This window comes from Bradyrhizobium sp. UFLA05-109, assembly GCF_054185165.1.
Genome location: NZ_JBBIAR010000043.1, coordinates 45,385 through 63,437, shown reverse-complemented (window position 1 = coordinate 63,437; position 18,053 = coordinate 45,385). Strand labels below are relative to the sequence as shown.

Here is an 18,053-nt window from a genome sequence, read left to right as displayed (position 1 = left end):
CCCTTTGTTCAAATAGCTAGCTGTAGAGAAGGTCGATTCCGACATGCCTCTCTGCATACGCACCGGCGGATCGACTTACTCTTGTTCACCATAGAACTGGCTTTGCCAGGTCTTGAGTTGCGTGGGATGCAACACGTCCTCGATGCAACCGAGGAACATCTGGCTTCTTGCATTGACACGCTCACTGTCGGCCGGCGCATGCTCCATATCCGTTTGCAATGAACGCACAGCGATCCAGTCCTTCGAACCATCTTTAAGCAATCCGAACAGTGTTTGGTTTTGGTAGGGATGGAGGCGAAAGTGAGCAAAAGCTACTTTGGCTGAAATCTTCGCATCCCATAGCGCATCTGGAAGCGTTAGCAGGTCGAGCCCCTCCAGCTCTCCAAGCTGCTGGATTTGACGCTGCGCTTCCTGATATTGCTCGCGTCCGACCAATTGATACATTCCTCGTGGACGAAATAGCCAGCCGTCATCCGTTCCCGGCTGATTTCCGAACGAGTTTCCCTCGTAGCCAAGAACGAAGTTGGCAAATTCTTTGGGATGGTTGAGCAATGAATTCACGTCGACGGGCGGCTTGTTCGCGGCCGCGAGGGCCGCGTTGTTTTTGTCAATTCGCTCATGCCATTTGTGCGGGAGTTGAGAAACCGCGCTGTAGGAGAAATTTTCGCTGGTCCGTGTAAAATCGGCGCTGTCGTAGGAAAGTGATCCAAGCATATAGGCCAGGATGCGAGGATCGGTTTCCTCGACGCGATCCCATTCCTGCAACAAGGCTTTGACCTGCTCGGCTTGAAAATACGCCATATAGGTCTTGCGATATGGCGGCACGGGTGGAGGGGCCGGCGAATGGTTCTTTATCGATTCCGCCAGTTGACGTTCGTAAGCCGCAACTTGGTCCTGGTATTTCTGATACCCACGCACTTGCAGCCACTTACTCTCATAACAAGCTAGTAGCGGCTGCGGTTTGATTTTTGGAGTCGGCTGATATTCTTTGTCTAGCTCATCGGCGTAAGCAGCCTGGGCTAGTTTGGAATCTTTGAGTGTGTCAAATGCGGACGCAACTGATCCGTTCAGGAGATGAAATATCTTTACTTGCAAGCAATCAGCGTTGCTCTGCTTCTTGCGGGACTGATCGAAGTCATCCTTCGGCACACAATCCCAAAAGCGGCCGCTGCTCAGCGAGATAATATCTTCTGTCTTCTGGGATAGCGTCCAGCCGAGCGGCAGGCTGTAAAACAAGCCCGTTATCTCGGCTCGGCCGAATGCTGGAAAGCGCACGCTCGGAGTTACCTCGGTGTCCTGGGTACGATCGATGTTGGTAGCGTGATTCAAGGCAACATAGGTTCGGGAGGTTCGCGTGCTCAACAGCGCGCGCACCGGCTCCATGACCTCACCGAACATAAATGAACCATGATCTCCAAACTGACCGCTCACCAGGGACAACAGATAAATCCGGAATTTTGGCGCGTCGGAGGTGCCCTTGATGCTATTGAGCCTCTCGATCAGATCGAGCGCGGTTTCGATACCGGAATTCTCCACATAGCCGCCGTCCACCAGGCGCGCCTGCGGATTGGCGGTAATGCAGTCATTTCTCAACGAGACGGTCGCTGCCGGTGTTACCCACGGAAAGCGCGCGCTCGTGAAGGCGGCTGAGCTGAGCGGAATATGGAGTGAGTGGCTCTTGACCGTTTGGTCGGCTCCCGTGCTCGTGCGATCAAGCGCCGCGAGCATACATAGGTCTTTGTCTTTCGGATGTAACGGGTCGATATCAAAGGGGGAGATTACGACTCGTTTGCCGCTCCCGGCATCTGTCGTGTTGAACAACAGAGCCGGCATGTTGTTGCCAGGCGTCCAATGAGACTGAAAGTCATCCCTTAGCAAATTGGACTGATCGCCGGTGCCCTTGTGGCTTGCGAGCAGCCTGTCACCAGCATTCTCCAAAGTGTATTCCAGAAAGCGCGCGCGATCAAAAATGGGAATCGCGACCGGAGAAAACACCTGAGTGAAATCGGTAAACAGAAAACCGGCAACCAAAGGCGAGAGAAAATCCGTCGCCAATATGCTTGCGACACGCTGTTCTGCCGGTCCGGGAGCATCGATATCTTGAGCTCGACCGACGCCGGCCAGGAAGTCTGCGATTTTCGGACATGTCTTTCCGTCGGGAGCGCCCGAATCAACTGATCCATTCTCGGCGTGAAGCGCAGCGGCGAAAATTGCCGAACCAACGCTGCCCCCGGAGACCGCGCTTATCGCGAACAGATGTTGCCGGAATCCCGGACAGAGGTCCTGCATCCTCGCAAGAAAGCGCGCCGCATTGTTGGCGGCGTAGATACCTCCGCCCTGGGCAGCCACGATGAATACGGGATATTCCCCAAGTCTCTTGGCTTCCGCCACCCGGGGTTTCTGCACAAGCCACTCGCGAAAGGCTGCGACTGCGGAAATACGCGTATCTTCCGATGGGCTATTTGTCTCAGCCACGGTGCGCAGCCCGTGGTCGTCGCTTCCAAAGAAAGAGGCAAGCAGGAATAAACCACCAAAGACAACTGGTATAAATGGAAGATCAAATTTGATCGTCAGCAGGGCAAGGTGGGTGGTGAGACCAACCACGCAAACCGTAAACAACGCAATCACGCCGAACGAACCGACGAATTGTGCAAGCCTATCTGGGAGCAAAATGAATCCCGCCGTCAGCACGGCGATGCCGCCGATCGTAAGTGCGAGAAATCTGTAGCGGATGAAATACGCATTGTTCGCCCGGCTCGCCAGATCAATAGAGCGATCTCTTGATCCCATGCGCCAAGCGAATACGACGAAGCAGACAAGCAAGATCAGCATCGCAGCTGCGAGGACCAGCAGCATGTTGCGCTCGAATGCGAGCGCTTGGTCCTGAATGCGGAAGATACTTCCGACTTCCTCGATCTCACCGACCTTTTCGGCCGGCCGCGAGGCGAATTGAGCAGCCAAAGCTGCGAGTATCGGCAGTGCTCCGAGCACAACTGGCGCAAGCCTTATATAGAGAGCCAAACGGCCTGTAGCGTGAGGGATTTGCGGTAGGGACGCGGTGGTAAGCTGAAAGGCAGCTGCCCAAATCGTCGTCGCAATCACGATGAGGGCGACAAACTCCCTAACGGTCACCCAACCAATGTCATCAGCGGCGATCCGGTAGAGCTCTTGAATCTGATCTGGCAGGTAGAGCAATATTGAGATGACTACCGACAGAACAATAATCCACCGGAGGTTGCGCAACAGTGAAAAGAGCTGCTCGCGCACAGTCATCGCGTCATTTCCCTCATGCGACGGCGGGGATGGTCACGATACGAAGTGAAGTGGGCTCGGAATTCGAACATACGTGCCAGCTTGTACCGAACAGGATCGAGCCCGCGGATATACAGGCGACCTGCAACAGAATAATTATGAGCGCTCTCGCGAGTAGAGCGTTGAAAATTGAATACTTAACCTACAGTAGTAGTCCGATTTTGTCGATAAGTTCCCATGGTTGGTCAAAAGTTTTTCGTTGGGGATGACTGAGATTGAGACGAACTCGTTGGCTGCAACAGCGAATGCCGGTCCACGCGGCAAGCAAATACGCTTGTACGTTGCGTACGAATTTGGCGGTCCCCACGCGATGATCGTCTTCATCCAGTCGCTGTCGGACAGGTCCAAGCGCGGTCAACGTATCGAAACGTGAAGTCTAAGTTTCTCGATTTATCGCATTAAGGTTTGAATTTATGCGCCAGATTGGGAAATCGCGCAGCTTTTTCTCATGCGGTAGCTTTTGGCGCGAGAAGCTATGACCGAATCAGTGTCAAAGCGCGTCGTGGTTTCCGCGAACGGGGCGAGCAAGCCAATCTGGACGGTATCGCGTATTACATGAAGAACAATCTCTCGGCGAACGAGTGCTCCCGTTTGGCGGTCTCGATCGGCAGTGCGATGGAATTCGAGATTTTCAGACATTGTACGATGATTTTGACCTGCTCGGCTGCGCAACGGCGCGCAACAAGGGAACATGCAATAACCGCTTGAATATCCGGCGCGACGCACTGGAGGCCTCCGTGTTGAGCGGTCTCCAGACGCATCTCATGGAACCCGAACTGTTCAAGGAATTCTGCCAAGAGTTTACCCGGGAGGTAAATCGGCTGAGGATCGAGCGAGGGGCCGACATCGAGGCGCCGAAGCGCGAGCTCGAGCGGACTGACCGCGAGCTAGATAAAGCGGTTCAAGCCATCCTTAAGAGAGTACCGGGAGCGAAGCTGAAGGACAAGATTGGCGCTCTGGAAGCACGCAAGACCGAGTTGGTCCTCCTCGCGAACGCGGAGGAGCCGCCGCCCCTCCTCCACCTGAATATGGCGGATATCTACTCATCGACGCGTGGCCGCCCTGTACGAGAGCCTGCAAAGAGAAGGCGAGAGAGCCGAAGCGGCGGAGGCTTGCCGCACGTTGATCGATCAGGTGACACTCGTCCCCGATGGCGAAGCGCTAGCGATCGTATTGCGCGGGGACCTGGCCGCGATCCTGCGCTTTGCGGCGGGCAAGAAAACCCCGACTTCCTTTCGGAGGCCGGGGCTTTGGATGGCTTGCTATCGCAAGCATCGGTGGTTGCGGGATAGGATTTGAACCTATGACTTTCAGGTTATGAGCCTGACGAGCTACCGGGCTGCTCCATCCCGTGTCAAAAGAGAAAGCGTTGTTTAATCCGATACTTACTTGATTGCAAGGAATATATTCCCTTCGTTTAGGAGCGTTTTGTGCCAGTTTTGTGCCATGGAAAACATGCCAACGATCGGTACGAGGCCGTAAGCGGCCGGAATCGGTGGTAGCGGAGTTCACGAGCCAATGAGCGCGGCGCAGGCGTACCGTTCCAAATTTCCCAGATCGGGCTCAGGCTCGTTTATTTACCCGAATTCGCCGCCTCGAACTTGAAGGCACCCTGGGGGAGGACTCCTCCGCGGGCAGGTCGACCGTGATTTGAATTAGGGATGAGATCGGATAGTCGCGAAGATAGAGGAGCGCATGCAAATCGGCATCCTCTGCTACGTCGAACCGACGCCCTTCGCGGCAGCGAAGTACCTCGTCAGCGATAAAGCTCTCAATACGCCAACCGTGATCGCCGAAGTCCCTTTCTTTTACAGGAGTACCAAGCGTTAACTGGCTGAATTGCGGTGTTGTACCGACCGGCAACAACCGAACGGCAGTGTGTACATCCGTCGCCTTCATGACGCGGCAGCCGAGCTCAATCCCGTCGGATTCCAGGGGCATTGCTGCGATCCTGGGCACCGTCCCCTCATAGGGCATAGTGGGCGGATTATAGAACGAGTAATAGACCGGCATGCGACGGTCCCTCATATAGCGATCGATGACAGAACTCTGTTCATCGCCAGAACGCATAGCTCCATACACGCATTCGGGTGTAAATCGGAAACGGCGCGGTTGTGTCAGCGGCTGAATGGTCTCAGCCCGGTCAACGAGACGACCAATTCCAATCGCGTAGTCTGATCGCTCCATTTCGGAAACCGGGATCTCGCGCGAATAAAGACGTTTCGATTGAAGTAGTGCGACCTTCCGCCAAAGGAGCTTACCGTGCCGGCGCAAGGCGACCACAACGCCAATGTCTGCGATTTCCCACCGCCGCTCAAAATGCCGACGACCGCCTAGCCAGTGCGTATCGATCTCGATGGCAGCCCCAGAGCCAGCAAACGATCGGGGGCCGATCTTGTCGAGCGCCGCGAATATCTGAAAATCGAGCTGCTCCTCATGCGCCGCGGGCTGGCGTGCTAACGCCATCGTCGCTTCGCGATTTGCCTCCGCAAACACTTCACGGACATAGTCGATTACGTCTTCTGGGATCGCCTCTACCATACATAATTCCCATTGGTTTAGCCGACAACCGATGGTAGCAACGAGAAGGAGCGAGGGCCATGAAATTAAAACGCGCGAAAGTGCAATCGCAATCTTTGTTAAACCGCCTGGGTGGAGTTTCCGCCTTCGGATTTGGCGTGAGCTTCAAGGCGCCGGAACCGGAGCGACAAGTGGTTCGCGATGTCATTACGTCGCTTGAAGACAGAAGGGCTCTCTACGTCGGTGCGGTCAGTGAGCAACCCGATCACGTCATCAAATCAATTATTGAAATGCGCCATGAATTGACGGCGGGTCTCAAGCGCGTTGGCGACAACTCGCCCGCCAAAGAAGCCTTCAGGGCGATGCGCGCCGCGTGCCGCGATTTCCTAACTCATCCCGTGATGCAGGAGGGCGGCCAACAAATGCTTCATCAGCGCGGCCTTTATCAGCAGGAAGAGTTTTTGCTCGGGCTCGGGAAGCTCCGTTCCGTCTTTGGTCAGCAAATCGCACTGCTAGGATATCTTTACGGGATCGACATCGAGGAGCAATTGGCTTCCACGCTACCGCCGGTCCCCGAAGACGAAAGTAGCGACTCATAAGTCGCCGGCCACTAAATGACTGGGAATCTATTTATTTTGCTAGCCGAACATGTCGGCGGCAATTGCGTCCATCGCTTCCTTATGGTCGTCAGACTTGAACAGGTGGCCGTAGCGATCCATGGTCACCTGCAAGCTGCTGTGTCCCGCGAAAGTCTGCACTGTCTTCGGCTTCAGGCCAGCATCGATCCAGCACGACACGGCAAAATGCCGCAAGGCGTGCCAGTTGAAGCGCTCGGGTGGCTCTGAATTCAACCGTTCTTCCCGGTATTTCGCCGCAACGCGGTCGAACAGGGGAAGGAACTTACGCTTCACCATATTATCGTGGTTAGTGTAGGTACCGCTCTCATTCGGGAACACGAGATCGTCAGGCTTCTTGCGCTTCGTCCGGAGCTTCCATTCCTTGAGCATCAACACAAGAGGCTGAGCCAACGGGATCGTCCGCATACCTGCCGCGGTCTTCGCTACGTCTTCTTCGCCGTAAGCGTCGACGCGGGTCTCGACCGTTACTTCATCCGTGGCAAAATCCAAGTGACGCCAGCGCAGCGCGTGCAGCTCGCCGGCCCGGACGCCGGTCGCGCTTGCAAAAACGAGCTTGATACGAAAATTGTCGTCGGCGACGCTCAGCAGGGCTTTCATCGCTTCCTTGCTGGGCGGCACGATCTTTCGGGCGCCTTCGTCGCGCCGACCGATTACCTTGACCCCCTTCACGACATTGACGCCGATCCAGTCAAGGCCGACAGCATGTCCAACCAGCTGCTGGAGCGTGCTCAGGATCTTGCGGGTGGTCACTACGGATACACCTGTCTCGCGCAGCCGGTCGCGAAAGTCCGTCACGACTCGGCTCCTGAGCTGCGACATCCGTATGCTGCCGACACCCCCGTCAAATTCGCGCTGGTTGGCTGGCCGCTTCTTCCCTTCATGACGTTTCGGGTCGGGGCAAATGTAATTGTAGATATGACCTTCCATCACCCTGTAGTTCTTGGTCGTCATGCGCTCGCCACGCTGGCGGCGCTGGCGGCGGCGTTCGCAATACTCGAGAAACACAATAGCGGCGTCCTGTATCGTAAATTTGGATGCGTCGCCTCGAAAGGTACCAGCGCGCATTTGCCCTTCGGTCGCGATCCGGAAGGCATCAGCCTCCTTGCGGCTCTCAAACTGGCGGCGCTCGCGGTGGCCGGTCGCGTCCGCGACATCGGCGATCCACACCGTTGTTGTGTTGCCGTCAGCATTCTTCCAGGTACGCTTGCGGATCGACATAGTTGCTACTCCAGAAACAAACTAACACGCGCGCAGTGAGAGCTTCACAAAAAAACTTGTCGATGGGAGCACGCATTGCAAAACATTCCCACGCGTTCCAAAATCGATTCTAGACGAACGGGATTCACCTGCGCAATCCTATAATCCTGGGCGAAAACTTCGATGCTGGCGCGCCCTACAGTGGGTAAGCACTTGTCTCCGCTGATGCTCAGCATGCCGTTCGCCGGCGTGCCTTTCGCGGATGGCCTTAAGCGCAATCCTTCTCCACTCGCGCGCTTCGCGCCGGGCCCCAGCGCGAGCGTGGCGCGGCAGAAAGCGCAGCCCTGCCAACTTCCGTCGAAACTCAGCATTGATCTCAAATAACGCTCCGTCGTCCGATGGCATTGCTGAATCCGGACGCTCGATTTGAGCGCTTTCCTCGGGCAGACCCTCACGCGAGGCCAATAAAGATCTTATTTGGACGTCTCGTTCCTCCGCCTTAGGTGCCGAGCTCGCTGGGGGCCCGGTCGTGGCTGGACCGGCCCCTTGGTCATTCTCGGGTATGAACCTTCTGACGCTCGCGCCAGGCGGCGTCCTCCTCTTCGCGCCCTCGGTGCTGCTCCTGCTTAAGGGCATTTTCGGCGGCTTCGCGGAACTGGTCCGCCCTTTCCGCGGCAGAAACAGGCTCCGGCCGTGCCGAGCCCAGATTGGTCAGCATGGAAAAGACGCCGTCGACAAGGCCACCTACGGCACCGATCGTCCTGCGCTTCGCCGCGTCGCCGGCATCCTTTTCCCTGGCTTGGCCCTTTCGGGCATCGGGTCTCCATGGCGCCCTGGAAATCGGCTCGAGGCGAGCATCAATGAGCTTGCCAATGAACGGCGTCTCAACGGTGTCAATCCGCCGCGATGTCGCCTCATGCCCGGCTTCACGAAAACCTGTACGCATCGCTGCTTTATTGCCTGACCTCGCTGCCAAACCCGCAAAGAGGTCGGAATTGTCCATGCCGGTTTCGAGCCGCGATCTGAACTCAGCCTTTACCTCCCGCTGCCGAGCATTCAAAGCTTCCCTCTCAACGTCACGCTGCTCGCGAAGCTGCCTGAAGGCCGCTTCGCGCTTCGGTTCAAGGGCCGCTTTTTCGTCGGCGACGATTTTTGCCTTCACGGCGGCCAGCTGCGCAGGGGCAGTCTCCGTCCTATTTTTCTCGGCCTTATAATATTCGGCCCAGCGCTCTCGAAATTCGCCATGCACTTCCCGATAAATCTCGGACCGCAACTGCTTGAATTTCGATTTCCCTTCAGCAATAAATTCATCTCGCTCTTCACGTTGGAATTGCTTGAAGATTTCCCATTCGGCCGCGCGCCGATTTTCTGGCCGATATTGTTCAATTTCCGGATTTTGCAGAAATTGCTGCTCGGATTTACGAAATTCCTGCTCGTTCGGCTTAAATTCCATCCAGATATTGCGGGGCATATTCTGCTCGCGTTCCCCGACATTCTTCAGCCGCTCCGTGCAATGCACACGATTTTGCTTCAGTTCATAAAGAAGGGCCCATTTCTGGCTGCGGCGCTTTTCAAAGCTGTCATCGAGCGCCTTTCCGGTCTCCGGATGAATGGCATTGATGATCATATGAAGGTGCGCATAAGGCTTATCCTGATGTGCCACCATGATGACCTGATGGTCTGACCAGCCCATATGCCGTAGATAATCCTCGCCGGTCTTGATCATATGCTCGCGTGAGGGCTTATCTTCGACGGCCCAATTGAGGCTGACATGTTTGACGGGATTTTCCGTTGGACGCCCGCCGGCGCGGACGCCGGCCTGGTGCTTTAACCACTCGGCGCTTTCCGCGGTGATGTACATCTCATTGACAGCAGCCGGCACGTAGTCATTCGCGAGATTGTGCGTATGGGTCCAGGCGACGCGCTCATCCGTCTGCGCCTTTGGATCGTGCATCAGGTAATCGGAGAGCCCTTTGAAGGACGAGCCGCTACCGGAGATTTTCGGAATCATCGGCTCTGTTCCCTAGCAAGGATCGCGCGAATATCGGCGAGCAGCGGTTCAAGATCGGCAGGCAACGGGTCATTCATCATATGTAGATGACGCACCATCTGATTGAGGTTGTTACCGAGCCGCGAGAGTTGCACCAAGATCTGGCCTGTGGCACTCGACGCGCGTTCGGTTTGGACCGCAAAAGGTCCACCGGCGAGCAGTACCGCCCGTCCAAAATGCACCGGACGCATGCCGAGCGCTTCTGCACGGCTCTTTATGCTGGCGAGTTCACCTGCGGTGAAATACAGCTTCAGTTGCGTATTTCGTGGATTGGGCAATCGAGGTCGGGCCATTTTTATCTTTCTTTGCAGAGCGCATGCGTCCTGGGTTTTTAGGGGCCATACAAATTGGCCCCTAAACGAGGTTTCGCGGTCCGCGAAACACAACTCGCTACCTTTTGCCCAATTTACGCTTCAGCATTTCTCATTCGTACCGAAAGGATTTGTAATCTGAGACATTCCCGGATTTTCGATTTTTATCCGCGCAAACAAAAAAAGAGCCCGCTTGTCAGGCGAGCTCTTTCATTGATCTGATGTGCGGGCGCTACACTACTTCCCAGAACATCAAGAACATTTCGAGTTCATATTGAGCTTCGCGCATCGAGCTGCACTTCAAGCGCAACAGTTCGATGGCGATGCGGGGAAGCGCGCGCAAGCGAATGTTCATCACCGGCTCATAGCGGATGATCCGGATGGCCGAACGCATTGGGACAAAGACGACAGGGTAAAATTTGCCGTGCCCGTCATTCCAGATAGTCGCAAAGATGCGTCCGCTGTTGGGATCGAAACAAGCTGCGTACCCGCCATTGGCGGCCCATGTGAACGGCTCCGGGCTACCATCGCCGTCCATCATGTAGGGACGCCATAACTCTCTGAGACGCTTCCACATTGACAAGCCGCGAATGTTGGAAGGCGTATTGAGTGAGTAAGGGGCGCTCATTGAGCGCCCCCCTTGTCGGCTTCAGTTTTGACTTCGGCCTTGTCTTCCTTCGGTTCGCGCAGAACGATGCGGTCGCCGAGAGGCAGGGCGTCAAGCTCGATGTTGAAACCTACGCCCTTGTTGTGGGCGAAGACTGCGCCGATTTTCCGCCAGATGGCCTGTTTGCCTTCGCGTTCCTTGACGCTATAGGCGATAAAGGCCGGTTGACTATTGCTCATGATATTCTCCTTGCTGAAAAGAAGCCCCACAGCGGGGCTTGATGCGGTTCGTCATTGGCCCTTACGACGCGGCCCTCCCCTTGCCGTCAGGTCAAAAAAGCAAAGCCCTCTTCGCGTGAGCGAAAGGGCTTCTGTCTTTTTTGAGGGATGGGCCAAGCGGCGGAAGGGACAATAGAACCCGCGTCTTTCAAGCCCCCGGTGGCTTCTCAGAAAGGAGTTCGTGAGTAACAGGCGACCGCCGCCGGCAGCGTCAAGGAACGCCAAGGCAAAACTAAATTACATGATCGGCGCGGCCTTCGCCCACAACAAGCGCCATCGATCTTACCGATCTTTCCCAGACGTTCCGAACGACGAACCTTGCTCCTCACGGTAGCCGTCAATGGTCAACAACGGAGGTGACCATGTTTGAGTGGCTTAGAAGTGAACGAAGGAAGTGGCGGACTTTGGCGAGCGATGTGCGGCTAAGGGCATACCCGACGCTGCCCAATTTCGATGCGAGGACCCAAGAGCTGTTCGGCAAGGCCTTGCCGCGCGGTGTGCTGTTGCCGAGGCTGGAGGCCGACCGGGAGCGCGTCAATTACTGGATGTCGCCATCGGAGCTGCTGCGCTACCGGTTCGAGATGGGTCAGATTATCGTCGGCAAACTGGGTGGCGAGTTCCTCGGGCATCTTGATGATCGCCCGATGGTGACGATCGCCGGCTCGCGCGCCGGCAAGACCTCGACTGTCCTCGAACCGAATCTCTATCTTTACCCGGGATCAGCATTGATCCTCGACCCGAAGGGCGAACTCGCACGCTCAGCAAATTTCCGTCGGGCGATGGGCCACAAGGTCTATCCGCTCGACCCATTCGGCCAATCAGGCGAGCCGAGCGCATGCTACAATCCATTGGATGAGCTCGATCCTGACAGTCCCACACTGATCGATGACGTCGCATCGATCACAAACGCACTCGTTGTCTCAGATGGAGATGGCCGTTCGCAGCATTGGAACGACAGCGCGCGCACGCTCCTGACCGGCATCATTCTCCTGGCGCTATCGTTGGAAGAGGAGGAACGTAATCTCGTTACGGTGCGTGAACTGTTGTGCCTGACATACAAGCCGCTCGCCGACGCCGTGAAGGTGGCGGCAGCCAAGGCGCTTGCCGAGGCGTCCAAGGAGGAAAAGCAGGCTTACTTCGATGCGAACAAGATTGCCGTGCAGGCGCTCCTCAATCGCATGGCAGCGCTTGGGGATCGCTTCGGCGGGATTGCGGCGGCGGGCCGCGAACCGTTTCCTCAACACACCCCAGACGGAGCGTGGGAGCGTGTTCAGCACAGCAGCAACACAGACGGACTTTCTCGACAGTCTGATGCTTCGGCGCATCTTGCGGCACTCGGATTTCCATCTGTCGGCGCTACGCGGCGACCAGCCCGCCACCATCTTCCTGTGCCTGCCGGTTGGCCGTATGGAAAAGCATTCGCGCTGGCTGAGGCTCATCGTGCAACTCGCCTGCACGGTACTTGAAGGGATGGGGCCATACCCGCGCACGCGTCCGCCGATCCTCTTCATGATGGAAGAGTTCGCGACTCTTGGTCATATGGAGATCATGGAGCGTGCGGCTGCTTACTTCCCCGGCTTTGGCGTAAAATTGTGGGTGGTGCTTCAGGATATCACGCAGCTGCAGCGCCACTACAAGACCGGTTGGGAAACATTCCTCGGCAATGCCGGACTTTTACAATTCTTCGCAAATGGCGACGAGGAGACGCTGCGCTACGCAGCGGGTCGCATGGAAAAGCTGATTGCGCCGTTTGAGTTGCGCACCGCTTTTTCACGGCAACGGCACAGCCAGTTGCTGCTGATGGAAGGTATGCCGCCCGCGGCCGCGCTGCGGCTCGAGCATGCCGAAGTGCAGATGATCCGGGATCGTGCGATGCAGACGGCTCGCGGCATGCTCGACCTGCGCCCCATGTTTGCGAGCGAGTGAGGTCTAGGAGGCCGATGCGAAGGTTACTTCGCGTCGGCCCCAGAGCTGTTCCATCGCCTCCTGCAGATGAGCCATCAGCACTTCCGGCATAGGGCAGTTGTCATCGATGCGATTGGCAGTCATGTATTCGATGTACCGCGTTCCGCAGATACCGGAGATGCTGATTTTCGTCGGTTCTTCCTGATCCGGCACCAACTCGGGCCAGTTGTCACCGATGTCCTCCGCCCAGAAGATGTCCTTACGGTCGATGATCATGCAATCGGGCCGGATTTCGACGGAATGCCTCTTCTTCACCTTCGACTTCAGAATGATCCAGTCGACGAGCCCCAGCGCGGCAGCGCTGAGAAGCTGAGTGGATGAAAGCAGCGGCATATCGAGGATAGGGCTGAGCAACGGGAGCGTGACTGCAAGGCATGCAGAGATCTTCAAGCTCTTGCAGACGAGACTGCGATTCAGATCCTTGTAAGTGATCAAGATCCCGCCGTCCGACGTTAGCGAACGAGAATAGCCATCGAACGGACTGCGCCTCGTGAGTGGCGTCGGATCGTCCGCCTCCACGGGCGGCGAGAGCCGCCCAAGGCGCGCGACTTCGTCCGCAAGCTGCGGATCAAATTCCATGCGAGGCGGCACATAGACGAATTCGATGTTCATTCAGGCAGATTAGCTCTGCGGCAAGACGGAACAAGAGCGAGTACCGACGCTTACAATGCTCTACGGAACGTTCCCAAATGCCTTACGGCATCAGGTCGTAGTTTGCCCGGTCCGCGCGACGCTTGAAGAGCTTTGAAAGTGCCGCTTCGCTTGGACTGGGACCAATGAACTTTTTCTTGGAGGTGAATTGGCAGACCGTCGTACTGCCCGTTTGCCAGTCGCGATGGATAAGCTTCGGTCCTTGGTCGGGGTCGCGATAATTGTAGCCATGAACGAAATACGCATCAGTCAGTGCAAATGGCCCATCATCGTGGTCCTTCTTGAGGGACCAAACGGCCGGTCCGCGCGTAGAATGCAAATAGCCGTTCCGGAACCACCCCTTCTTGCAGGGCATGATGTCGCCTTCATTCCATTCGGTGATAGCCGGTCCATAATCGGGGCTGTGCAGTTTACCCTTCCAATAATACGCCCTCAGAATGCCAGTACCCTTCGGCGTGCGACGAACGAGCGCCGGGCCGACATTGGGATCGCGGTGAAGCACGCCGTCCTTGAGATATTGCTCGAAGGTAAATTCGCCGGTTTGGCTATCTTGAATTTTGTGCACTTCGATCATGAATGCCCCCATGGGATTGTTCTGACAGGATCATACCAGAGGGGACATTCGGCTCCAAAAGTTTCATTCTATCCCGTTGATCTGACTTGAATTATCAGGCGACGGAAAGGCCAACACTTTATGGCAAAGGTAGCTTGGACATAACTGCCTCGCGAACATCATCGTAGGCGAGGAGACGGGCAAAAAAGTCGATATCGTTTGTCGGGCTGAGTTTGCTCTCAAGCGCTTTTCTTTGAAATGCGAAGACATCCTCGTATTCCTTGCGCCTGGCCTTATCAGGTATCTCGGCGCGGGCGCCATGCAGCGTGCGTAGCGTACCGTTCCAGATAAGCGATTGGATCAAGATCGAGACCGGGAGTCCATTGAGGTCAGCAGGACGCGGCACTTCAATCTGACTGTCTAGATCATCAGCAGCCAGATTCTTGCTCGAAATGAATTGCAGGACCTCGTCCTGGGATAGCATTACGCCGTCGTTGCGACGCACCGGTTTGTGTTGAGCGGCCGGTATCAGGGCGATTCGCGACGCAATGGGGCGCCCATGCTTATCCATTGAATTCAGGAGGCCCACAAACCAGCCGAGCCTGCGGAATTTCTCCAGCACAAAATATCTGAGACCAAGGCTCGTGGATTCGTCGTCCGCCGGATGAGCTTGGCCAACAAGATAAGTCAGGTCATCGACCTTGAACCCGCAGCCTTTAACGAGCCAATGATCGGGCTCCTGAAAGTAATGATTAGTGAAACTTAGTAGTCCCGTCCCTTCGGAGGGATCAATCTTTATATAGAAACGAACGATGCGGCCGCGCGTCGAGCTGCGGCGATAGCCAAAATACTCCCCGACCAGCGCATCATTGACGCTGTAGTGCCGACTGTTCATCCCGAGAAGAAGCGAGAGTGCAGCTTTCACCTTTTCCGGATTGCGATCCTGCTGGTCATCCTGCGGCTTCGAAGGTTGCTTCTTGAGATGACCAAGGATCTCGCTCAGATACTTCGGCCAGGTGTTTTCACCCATCACGATATCGGCAGGTAGCAGCTTCAGATAGCGAAGCGTATCCTCGATGCGACTGAGATGCGTTTGCTTGATGCCGTTTTTCTTGGCCTTTTGAAAGCTGCCGCGAAAGATGATAAGCTCCCAGCACTCGAACGTTGCTGGATTGAACTTTTCGGGAATCTTCTCAGCATTGCGCGTCGCGTATTTTCTAAACAATTCCTTGAGTTGCGACTCTTTGATGCTCGGCGTGTTCTGCAACTGCCGTATGATCTGGATGACCGCACCATGGATTTGAGCGGCCTGCTGTTCGGCTTCCTTACCAGCCATAAAATATCTGTCCCAAATACATTTGAATCGTACAACGTTAGCGAGCAACAGTTCGTGCCCGAAGTGCCGGCCCCTACGATCCACTGTTTTTATTGATGCGTGCCGGTTTACCGGGTCCCAAGCCTCGCTACAGTACAGACCGGTAACTTTACCGGTGGGCACTGGTAAGGCCCGGTATATTCGGGGAAATTTAGGTGGACTTGGGCTCGTGGAGTTACTCCCGCCCCATGCTGTCTTTTTCGGTCTCCCTCAACGGAGACCAAGGCAATGTCCATCCATTCGAACGGCTACAATCCTGACCCCGGCGACGGGCCGAGCGCCTTCTCCGACGACAGCGGGCTCGTCAAACTTGGATTTCTCGCTCGGCTGCTTGCACGAGCCGGAGGTGCCACGCCATCGCAGCTGCCCCACCATGCTGCGCCCAAGGAGATCGGCGATATCCTTGGCCGAGGACTGATTTCAGTCGGCAGCACGCTGAGCAACGTCGGTGGCTTCACCCTCATCGCGCACACCCTCTACGGCGACGGGCATTTCAGCCTTCCCTTGTTTGCGATCGGCAGCGGTGCGGCTTTGTTCGTCGGCGTCGCCGATGTCTGCTGCCTGTACCGCTTTCCGCTGCACCGGATTGGCCTCAAGGAGCTCCGGAGAGCGGGGCTGCGCTGCACCGCCCTCGGCGGGCACGTCTCAGCTATCGTGACGACGTTTCGGATCGGCCAGGCCGTGGCCACCAGCGCGACTGTCGCCTTCTTCGTCAGCATGATGGCGTACAGAGCCGACATCGGAGCGAAGATCGAGAGCGACTATCTCGCGGAGAACAGGGCGGTCATTGCGCAGGCAACACCCGTCTACGAAGCGTCCATCGCCCGCGCCACGCGTGCTGTCAATGAGCAGGCGGCGCTGACCCACAACCTCGATGGCCAGATCGCTGTCCTTCAGCAGAATGTCATCCGGACTACAGTGCGCGCGAGCCGAAACGCGAAGGCCACGTCCTCGACAACCACTGACAACGGGGCGGCGCAGCTTGCCGCGCTGGAGGCAAAACGCACGGCAGAGAACGTGCGGCTCGACGGCCTCAAGGCTGATCTGGACCGGCTGATCAAGGACCGCAACACGGGCATCCAGCAGGCGGTGGATTCTTCGACCGACCGAAAGCCGAAGCGTGACGGATTTCTGGGCCGCGTGACCGCGTTCTCCGAAATCCTGCGCGAGAATCCGCTGCGGCTTGTTATCGTGGGCGCCATCGAGGCGATCGCGTTCGGCATCGAGATTGCGCCGGTGCTTGCGCACTGGATCTATGTGCCCTCGGCATATGCGGCGGCGATGGCCCTTGACCATCTGCGGCGGACGACGGCACTGGCCCGTCAGGGCGCGGCGCTGTTCGAGCCGCACGAGCCGACGCGCGAGGACCCGCGCGAGGTCGAGAAGGACGAGCGGCCTGAGCCCGAGCCGCCCGATACCGAGCCACCTGCGCCCGAGCCACGCAGGAAGAGAGGCCGCCCGAGGAAATCACCCCTTAACGGCCATCTTCCGCCGCCTGCCGCCTAGCCAGTCATCTCGCAATCAAGGGGACACACATGTCTGCCAACCAGCCCAACCAACTGCCCGAGGACATCCTAGAGGGCGCCCGCGCAATCGCAATCTTCCTCTATGGCAACGCCAAATATCAGCGCAAGGTTTTTTACCTGGTGTCGCGGAAGCGGTTACCGACCTTCCATCTCGGCACCGCGACTATCTATGCGCGGAAGTCCACGCTCCTCAAACATATCGAGGAGCAGGAAGCGCGCCGTTTTCCCAAGTCGCCAGAGCATTAAACATCATGCAGATCACAAAGGGAGGCTCACATGCAAGCTGTCGTGCGCGCCGCAAACATCACACTCTATATTGGCAACATCGTGAAGGCCCTTATCTGGCTTGGCTTTGGGGGTCTTCTGGTGGGCTTTGCGATTCGGCTCGTATGGCCCGATGGTGGATCGTGGTTCTGGGATATCCTGGCCGCTATCATTGGCTGTCAGGGCCTCGCGCTCATGGGCTCCGGCCTCGAACAATTCGTCGCGGCCAACACTAAGAGACAGCAGCAGAAGCATCCGCAACCGTCGCAGCATATGCTTCCCACGCGGCGCGAGGATCGGGCAAGGAGCAGGGCTGACAGGTACGTCTCATAAGCCGCGTGCCGATTTGGGGGTGTCTCAGATGGCGTAGAAGGGAGGCGCTCGGCGATCGCCTCCCCCGTCGCGCTAACCGCCGATATCCTCGACGATGCGATCCGCCTTGTTTGCGGCATCGATATAAGCCGAGATAGGGCCGTGCGCTCTGAAGTGCAGGTCGCGCTCGATACCGAGGCCGAAACGGCTGCGATATTCGGCGAGTTCGATCAGGCTGACCGTTCCGAATTCAGGGCACCCCATGCCGAGGTCGCAAAGGCCCCAGGCGATGGTCTCGTCAGACGGATCGATCTCGGTAAGAAGCCACGTACCAGCTCCGCACGGGTTGAACAGTTTCACGACGGGTTCGAGGTCAAGTTCGTCGGATGTGCCCTTAGCTGCGGCCTGACGTTGACCATTCGCGATCAGGGTTTGGCGTTGGGTTTCGGTGAAGAGCTTCATAGCGAGTCCCTTTCGGCTGTGAGACTGCCGGG

17 protein-coding genes, 1 tRNA gene and 1 pseudogene are annotated in these 18,053 nt (G+C 56.8%); 7 read left to right on the top strand and 12 right to left on the bottom strand.

Features of this window, described 5'->3' with window-relative positions:
* Nucleotides 1-75: 75 nt before the first annotated feature.
* Nucleotides 76-3,273 carry a hypothetical protein gene (locus tag Q3C01_RS28210; RefSeq protein WP_458148556.1) on the bottom strand — a complete coding sequence of 1,066 codons (3,198 nt, stop codon included), beginning with the start codon at nucleotides 3,271-3,273 and terminating at the stop codon, nucleotides 76-78.
* A 677-nt stretch (nucleotides 3,274-3,950) separates the two neighbouring features.
* Between Q3C01_RS28210 and Q3C01_RS28205 the strand changes: the two genes are divergently transcribed.
* Nucleotides 3,951-4,604: a hypothetical protein gene (locus tag Q3C01_RS28205; RefSeq protein ID WP_458148555.1), complete on the top strand. Its 654-nt coding sequence runs from the start codon at nucleotides 3,951-3,953 to the stop codon at nucleotides 4,602-4,604.
* Here the strand turns inward: Q3C01_RS28205 and Q3C01_RS28200 are convergent.
* Together Q3C01_RS28200 and Q3C01_RS28195 are read right to left on the bottom strand one after the other, a co-directional pair.
* Nucleotides 4,591-4,666 (bottom strand) — tRNA-Met (locus Q3C01_RS28200). The two genes, Q3C01_RS28205 and Q3C01_RS28200, sit on opposite strands and share 14 nt — an antisense overlap.
* A gap of 209 nt (nucleotides 4,667-4,875) precedes the next feature.
* Nucleotides 4,876-5,853, bottom strand: coding sequence for a hypothetical protein (locus Q3C01_RS28195; protein WP_458148554.1), 978 nt, complete (start codon nucleotides 5,851-5,853; stop codon nucleotides 4,876-4,878).
* 59 nt (nucleotides 5,854-5,912) lie between these two features.
* Between Q3C01_RS28195 and Q3C01_RS28190 the strand changes: the two genes are divergently transcribed.
* The gene (locus Q3C01_RS28190) at nucleotides 5,913-6,431 is read left to right on the top strand and encodes a DUF6650 family protein (RefSeq protein ID WP_458148553.1); all 519 of its coding nucleotides are present in this window, start codon (nucleotides 5,913-5,915) and stop codon (nucleotides 6,429-6,431) included.
* A 39-nt stretch (nucleotides 6,432-6,470) separates the two neighbouring features.
* On the opposite strand, the gene Q3C01_RS28185 is transcribed toward Q3C01_RS28190, so the two are convergent.
* The 5 genes from Q3C01_RS28185 to Q3C01_RS28165 form a co-directional block, all read right to left on the bottom strand.
* Nucleotides 6,471-7,688 carry a tyrosine-type recombinase/integrase gene (locus Q3C01_RS28185; protein ID WP_458148552.1) on the bottom strand — a complete coding sequence of 406 codons (1,218 nt, stop codon included), beginning with the start codon at nucleotides 7,686-7,688 and terminating at the stop codon, nucleotides 6,471-6,473.
* A gap of 529 nt (nucleotides 7,689-8,217) precedes the next feature.
* Nucleotides 8,218-9,678: a relaxase/mobilization nuclease domain-containing protein gene (locus Q3C01_RS28180; protein WP_458148551.1), complete on the bottom strand. Its 1,461-nt coding sequence runs from the start codon at nucleotides 9,676-9,678 to the stop codon at nucleotides 8,218-8,220.
* Nucleotides 9,675-10,010, bottom strand: a complete 336-nt coding sequence (locus Q3C01_RS28175; protein WP_458148550.1) for a plasmid mobilization protein — start codon at nucleotides 10,008-10,010, stop codon at nucleotides 9,675-9,677. Before Q3C01_RS28175 ends, Q3C01_RS28180 begins: the two co-directional genes overlap by 4 nt.
* A 250-nt stretch (nucleotides 10,011-10,260) precedes the next feature.
* On the bottom strand, nucleotides 10,261-10,656 hold the full coding sequence (locus Q3C01_RS28170; protein WP_458148549.1) for a hypothetical protein: 396 nt from the start codon (nucleotides 10,654-10,656) through the stop codon (nucleotides 10,261-10,263).
* On the bottom strand, nucleotides 10,653-10,874 hold the full coding sequence (locus Q3C01_RS28165; RefSeq protein WP_458148548.1) for a hypothetical protein: 222 nt from the start codon (nucleotides 10,872-10,874) through the stop codon (nucleotides 10,653-10,655). The genes Q3C01_RS28170 and Q3C01_RS28165 overlap by 4 nt, the downstream gene beginning before the upstream one ends.
* A gap of 401 nt (nucleotides 10,875-11,275) precedes the next feature.
* Between Q3C01_RS28165 and Q3C01_RS28160 the strand changes: the two are divergent.
* Nucleotides 11,276-12,046, top strand: a pseudogene (locus Q3C01_RS28160) (type IV secretory system conjugative DNA transfer family protein); the annotation flags it as partial.
* A 7-nt stretch (nucleotides 12,047-12,053) separates the two neighbouring features.
* A complete protein-coding gene (locus Q3C01_RS28155) occupies nucleotides 12,054-12,839 on the top strand; it encodes a type IV secretory system conjugative DNA transfer family protein (RefSeq protein ID WP_458148547.1) in 786 nt (261 codons plus the stop codon).
* Nucleotides 12,840-12,842: 3 nt separating this feature from the next.
* On the opposite strand, the gene Q3C01_RS28150 is transcribed toward Q3C01_RS28155, so the two are convergent.
* The 3 genes from Q3C01_RS28150 to Q3C01_RS28140 form a co-directional block, all read right to left on the bottom strand.
* The gene (locus Q3C01_RS28150) at nucleotides 12,843-13,490 is read right to left on the bottom strand and encodes a hypothetical protein (RefSeq protein ID WP_458148546.1); all 648 of its coding nucleotides are present in this window, start codon (nucleotides 13,488-13,490) and stop codon (nucleotides 12,843-12,845) included.
* An 82-nt stretch (nucleotides 13,491-13,572) separates the two neighbouring features.
* Nucleotides 13,573-14,103 (bottom strand): hypothetical protein, encoded by a 531-nt coding sequence (locus tag Q3C01_RS28145; protein ID WP_458148545.1) that lies wholly within the window; start codon nucleotides 14,101-14,103, stop codon nucleotides 13,573-13,575.
* A 118-nt stretch (nucleotides 14,104-14,221) separates the two neighbouring features.
* Complete coding sequence (locus tag Q3C01_RS28140) at nucleotides 14,222-15,418, bottom strand: hypothetical protein (RefSeq protein ID WP_458148544.1); 1,197 nt, start codon at nucleotides 15,416-15,418, stop codon at nucleotides 14,222-14,224.
* Nucleotides 15,419-15,685: 267 nt separating this feature from the next.
* Between Q3C01_RS28140 and Q3C01_RS28135 the strand changes: the two genes are divergently transcribed.
* From Q3C01_RS28135 to Q3C01_RS28125, 3 genes are read left to right on the top strand one after another with little or no spacing between them, the layout of a single operon-like run.
* The gene (locus Q3C01_RS28135) at nucleotides 15,686-16,963 is read left to right on the top strand and encodes a DUF4407 domain-containing protein (protein WP_458148543.1); all 1,278 of its coding nucleotides are present in this window, start codon (nucleotides 15,686-15,688) and stop codon (nucleotides 16,961-16,963) included.
* A 29-nt stretch (nucleotides 16,964-16,992) separates the two neighbouring features.
* Entirely contained in the window at nucleotides 16,993-17,229 is a 237-nt protein-coding gene (locus Q3C01_RS28130; RefSeq protein ID WP_458148542.1) for a DNA-binding protein, read from the top strand.
* Nucleotides 17,230-17,259: 30 nt separating this feature from the next.
* On the top strand, nucleotides 17,260-17,580 hold the full coding sequence (locus Q3C01_RS28125) for a hypothetical protein (protein ID WP_458148541.1): 321 nt from the start codon (nucleotides 17,260-17,262) through the stop codon (nucleotides 17,578-17,580).
* A gap of 72 nt (nucleotides 17,581-17,652) precedes the next feature.
* Here the strand turns inward: Q3C01_RS28125 and Q3C01_RS28120 are convergent, their stop codons facing one another.
* Nucleotides 17,653-18,021 carry a DUF2958 domain-containing protein gene (locus Q3C01_RS28120; protein WP_458148540.1) on the bottom strand — a complete coding sequence of 123 codons (369 nt, stop codon included), beginning with the start codon at nucleotides 18,019-18,021 and terminating at the stop codon, nucleotides 17,653-17,655.
* Nucleotides 18,022-18,053 lie beyond the last annotated feature (32 nt).

Coding starts and splice junctions, on each gene's coding strand:
- Q3C01_RS28185 (WP_458148552.1), bottom strand. CDS start 7,688: ATGTCGATCCGCAAGCGTACCTGGAAGAATGCTGACGGCAACACAACA.
- Q3C01_RS28180 (WP_458148551.1), bottom strand. CDS start 9,678: ATGATTCCGAAAATCTCCGGTAGCGGCTCGTCCTTCAAAGGGCTCTCC.
- Q3C01_RS28195 (WP_458148554.1), bottom strand. CDS start 5,853: ATGGTAGAGGCGATCCCAGAAGACGTAATCGACTATGTCCGTGAAGTG.
- Q3C01_RS28150 (WP_458148546.1), bottom strand. CDS start 13,490: ATGAACATCGAATTCGTCTATGTGCCGCCTCGCATGGAATTTGATCCG.
- Q3C01_RS28130 (WP_458148542.1), top strand. CDS start 16,993: ATGTCTGCCAACCAGCCCAACCAACTGCCCGAGGACATCCTAGAGGGC.
- Q3C01_RS28145 (WP_458148545.1), bottom strand. CDS start 14,103: ATGATCGAAGTGCACAAAATTCAAGATAGCCAAACCGGCGAATTTACC.
- Q3C01_RS28125 (WP_458148541.1), top strand. CDS start 17,260: ATGCAAGCTGTCGTGCGCGCCGCAAACATCACACTCTATATTGGCAAC.
- Q3C01_RS28140 (WP_458148544.1), bottom strand. CDS start 15,418: ATGGCTGGTAAGGAAGCCGAACAGCAGGCCGCTCAAATCCATGGTGCG.
- Q3C01_RS28190 (WP_458148553.1), top strand. CDS start 5,913: ATGAAATTAAAACGCGCGAAAGTGCAATCGCAATCTTTGTTAAACCGC.
- Q3C01_RS28170 (WP_458148549.1), bottom strand. CDS start 10,656: ATGAGCGCCCCTTACTCACTCAATACGCCTTCCAACATTCGCGGCTTG.
- Q3C01_RS28135 (WP_458148543.1), top strand. CDS start 15,686: ATGTCCATCCATTCGAACGGCTACAATCCTGACCCCGGCGACGGGCCG.
- Q3C01_RS28120 (WP_458148540.1), bottom strand. CDS start 18,021: ATGAAGCTCTTCACCGAAACCCAACGCCAAACCCTGATCGCGAATGGT.
- Q3C01_RS28165 (WP_458148548.1), bottom strand. CDS start 10,874: ATGAGCAATAGTCAACCGGCCTTTATCGCCTATAGCGTCAAGGAACGC.
- Q3C01_RS28155 (WP_458148547.1), top strand. CDS start 12,054: ATGCGAACAAGATTGCCGTGCAGGCGCTCCTCAATCGCATGGCAGCGC.
- Q3C01_RS28175 (WP_458148550.1), bottom strand. CDS start 10,010: ATGGCCCGACCTCGATTGCCCAATCCACGAAATACGCAACTGAAGCTG.
- Q3C01_RS28210 (WP_458148556.1), bottom strand. CDS start 3,273: ATGACTGTGCGCGAGCAGCTCTTTTCACTGTTGCGCAACCTCCGGTGG.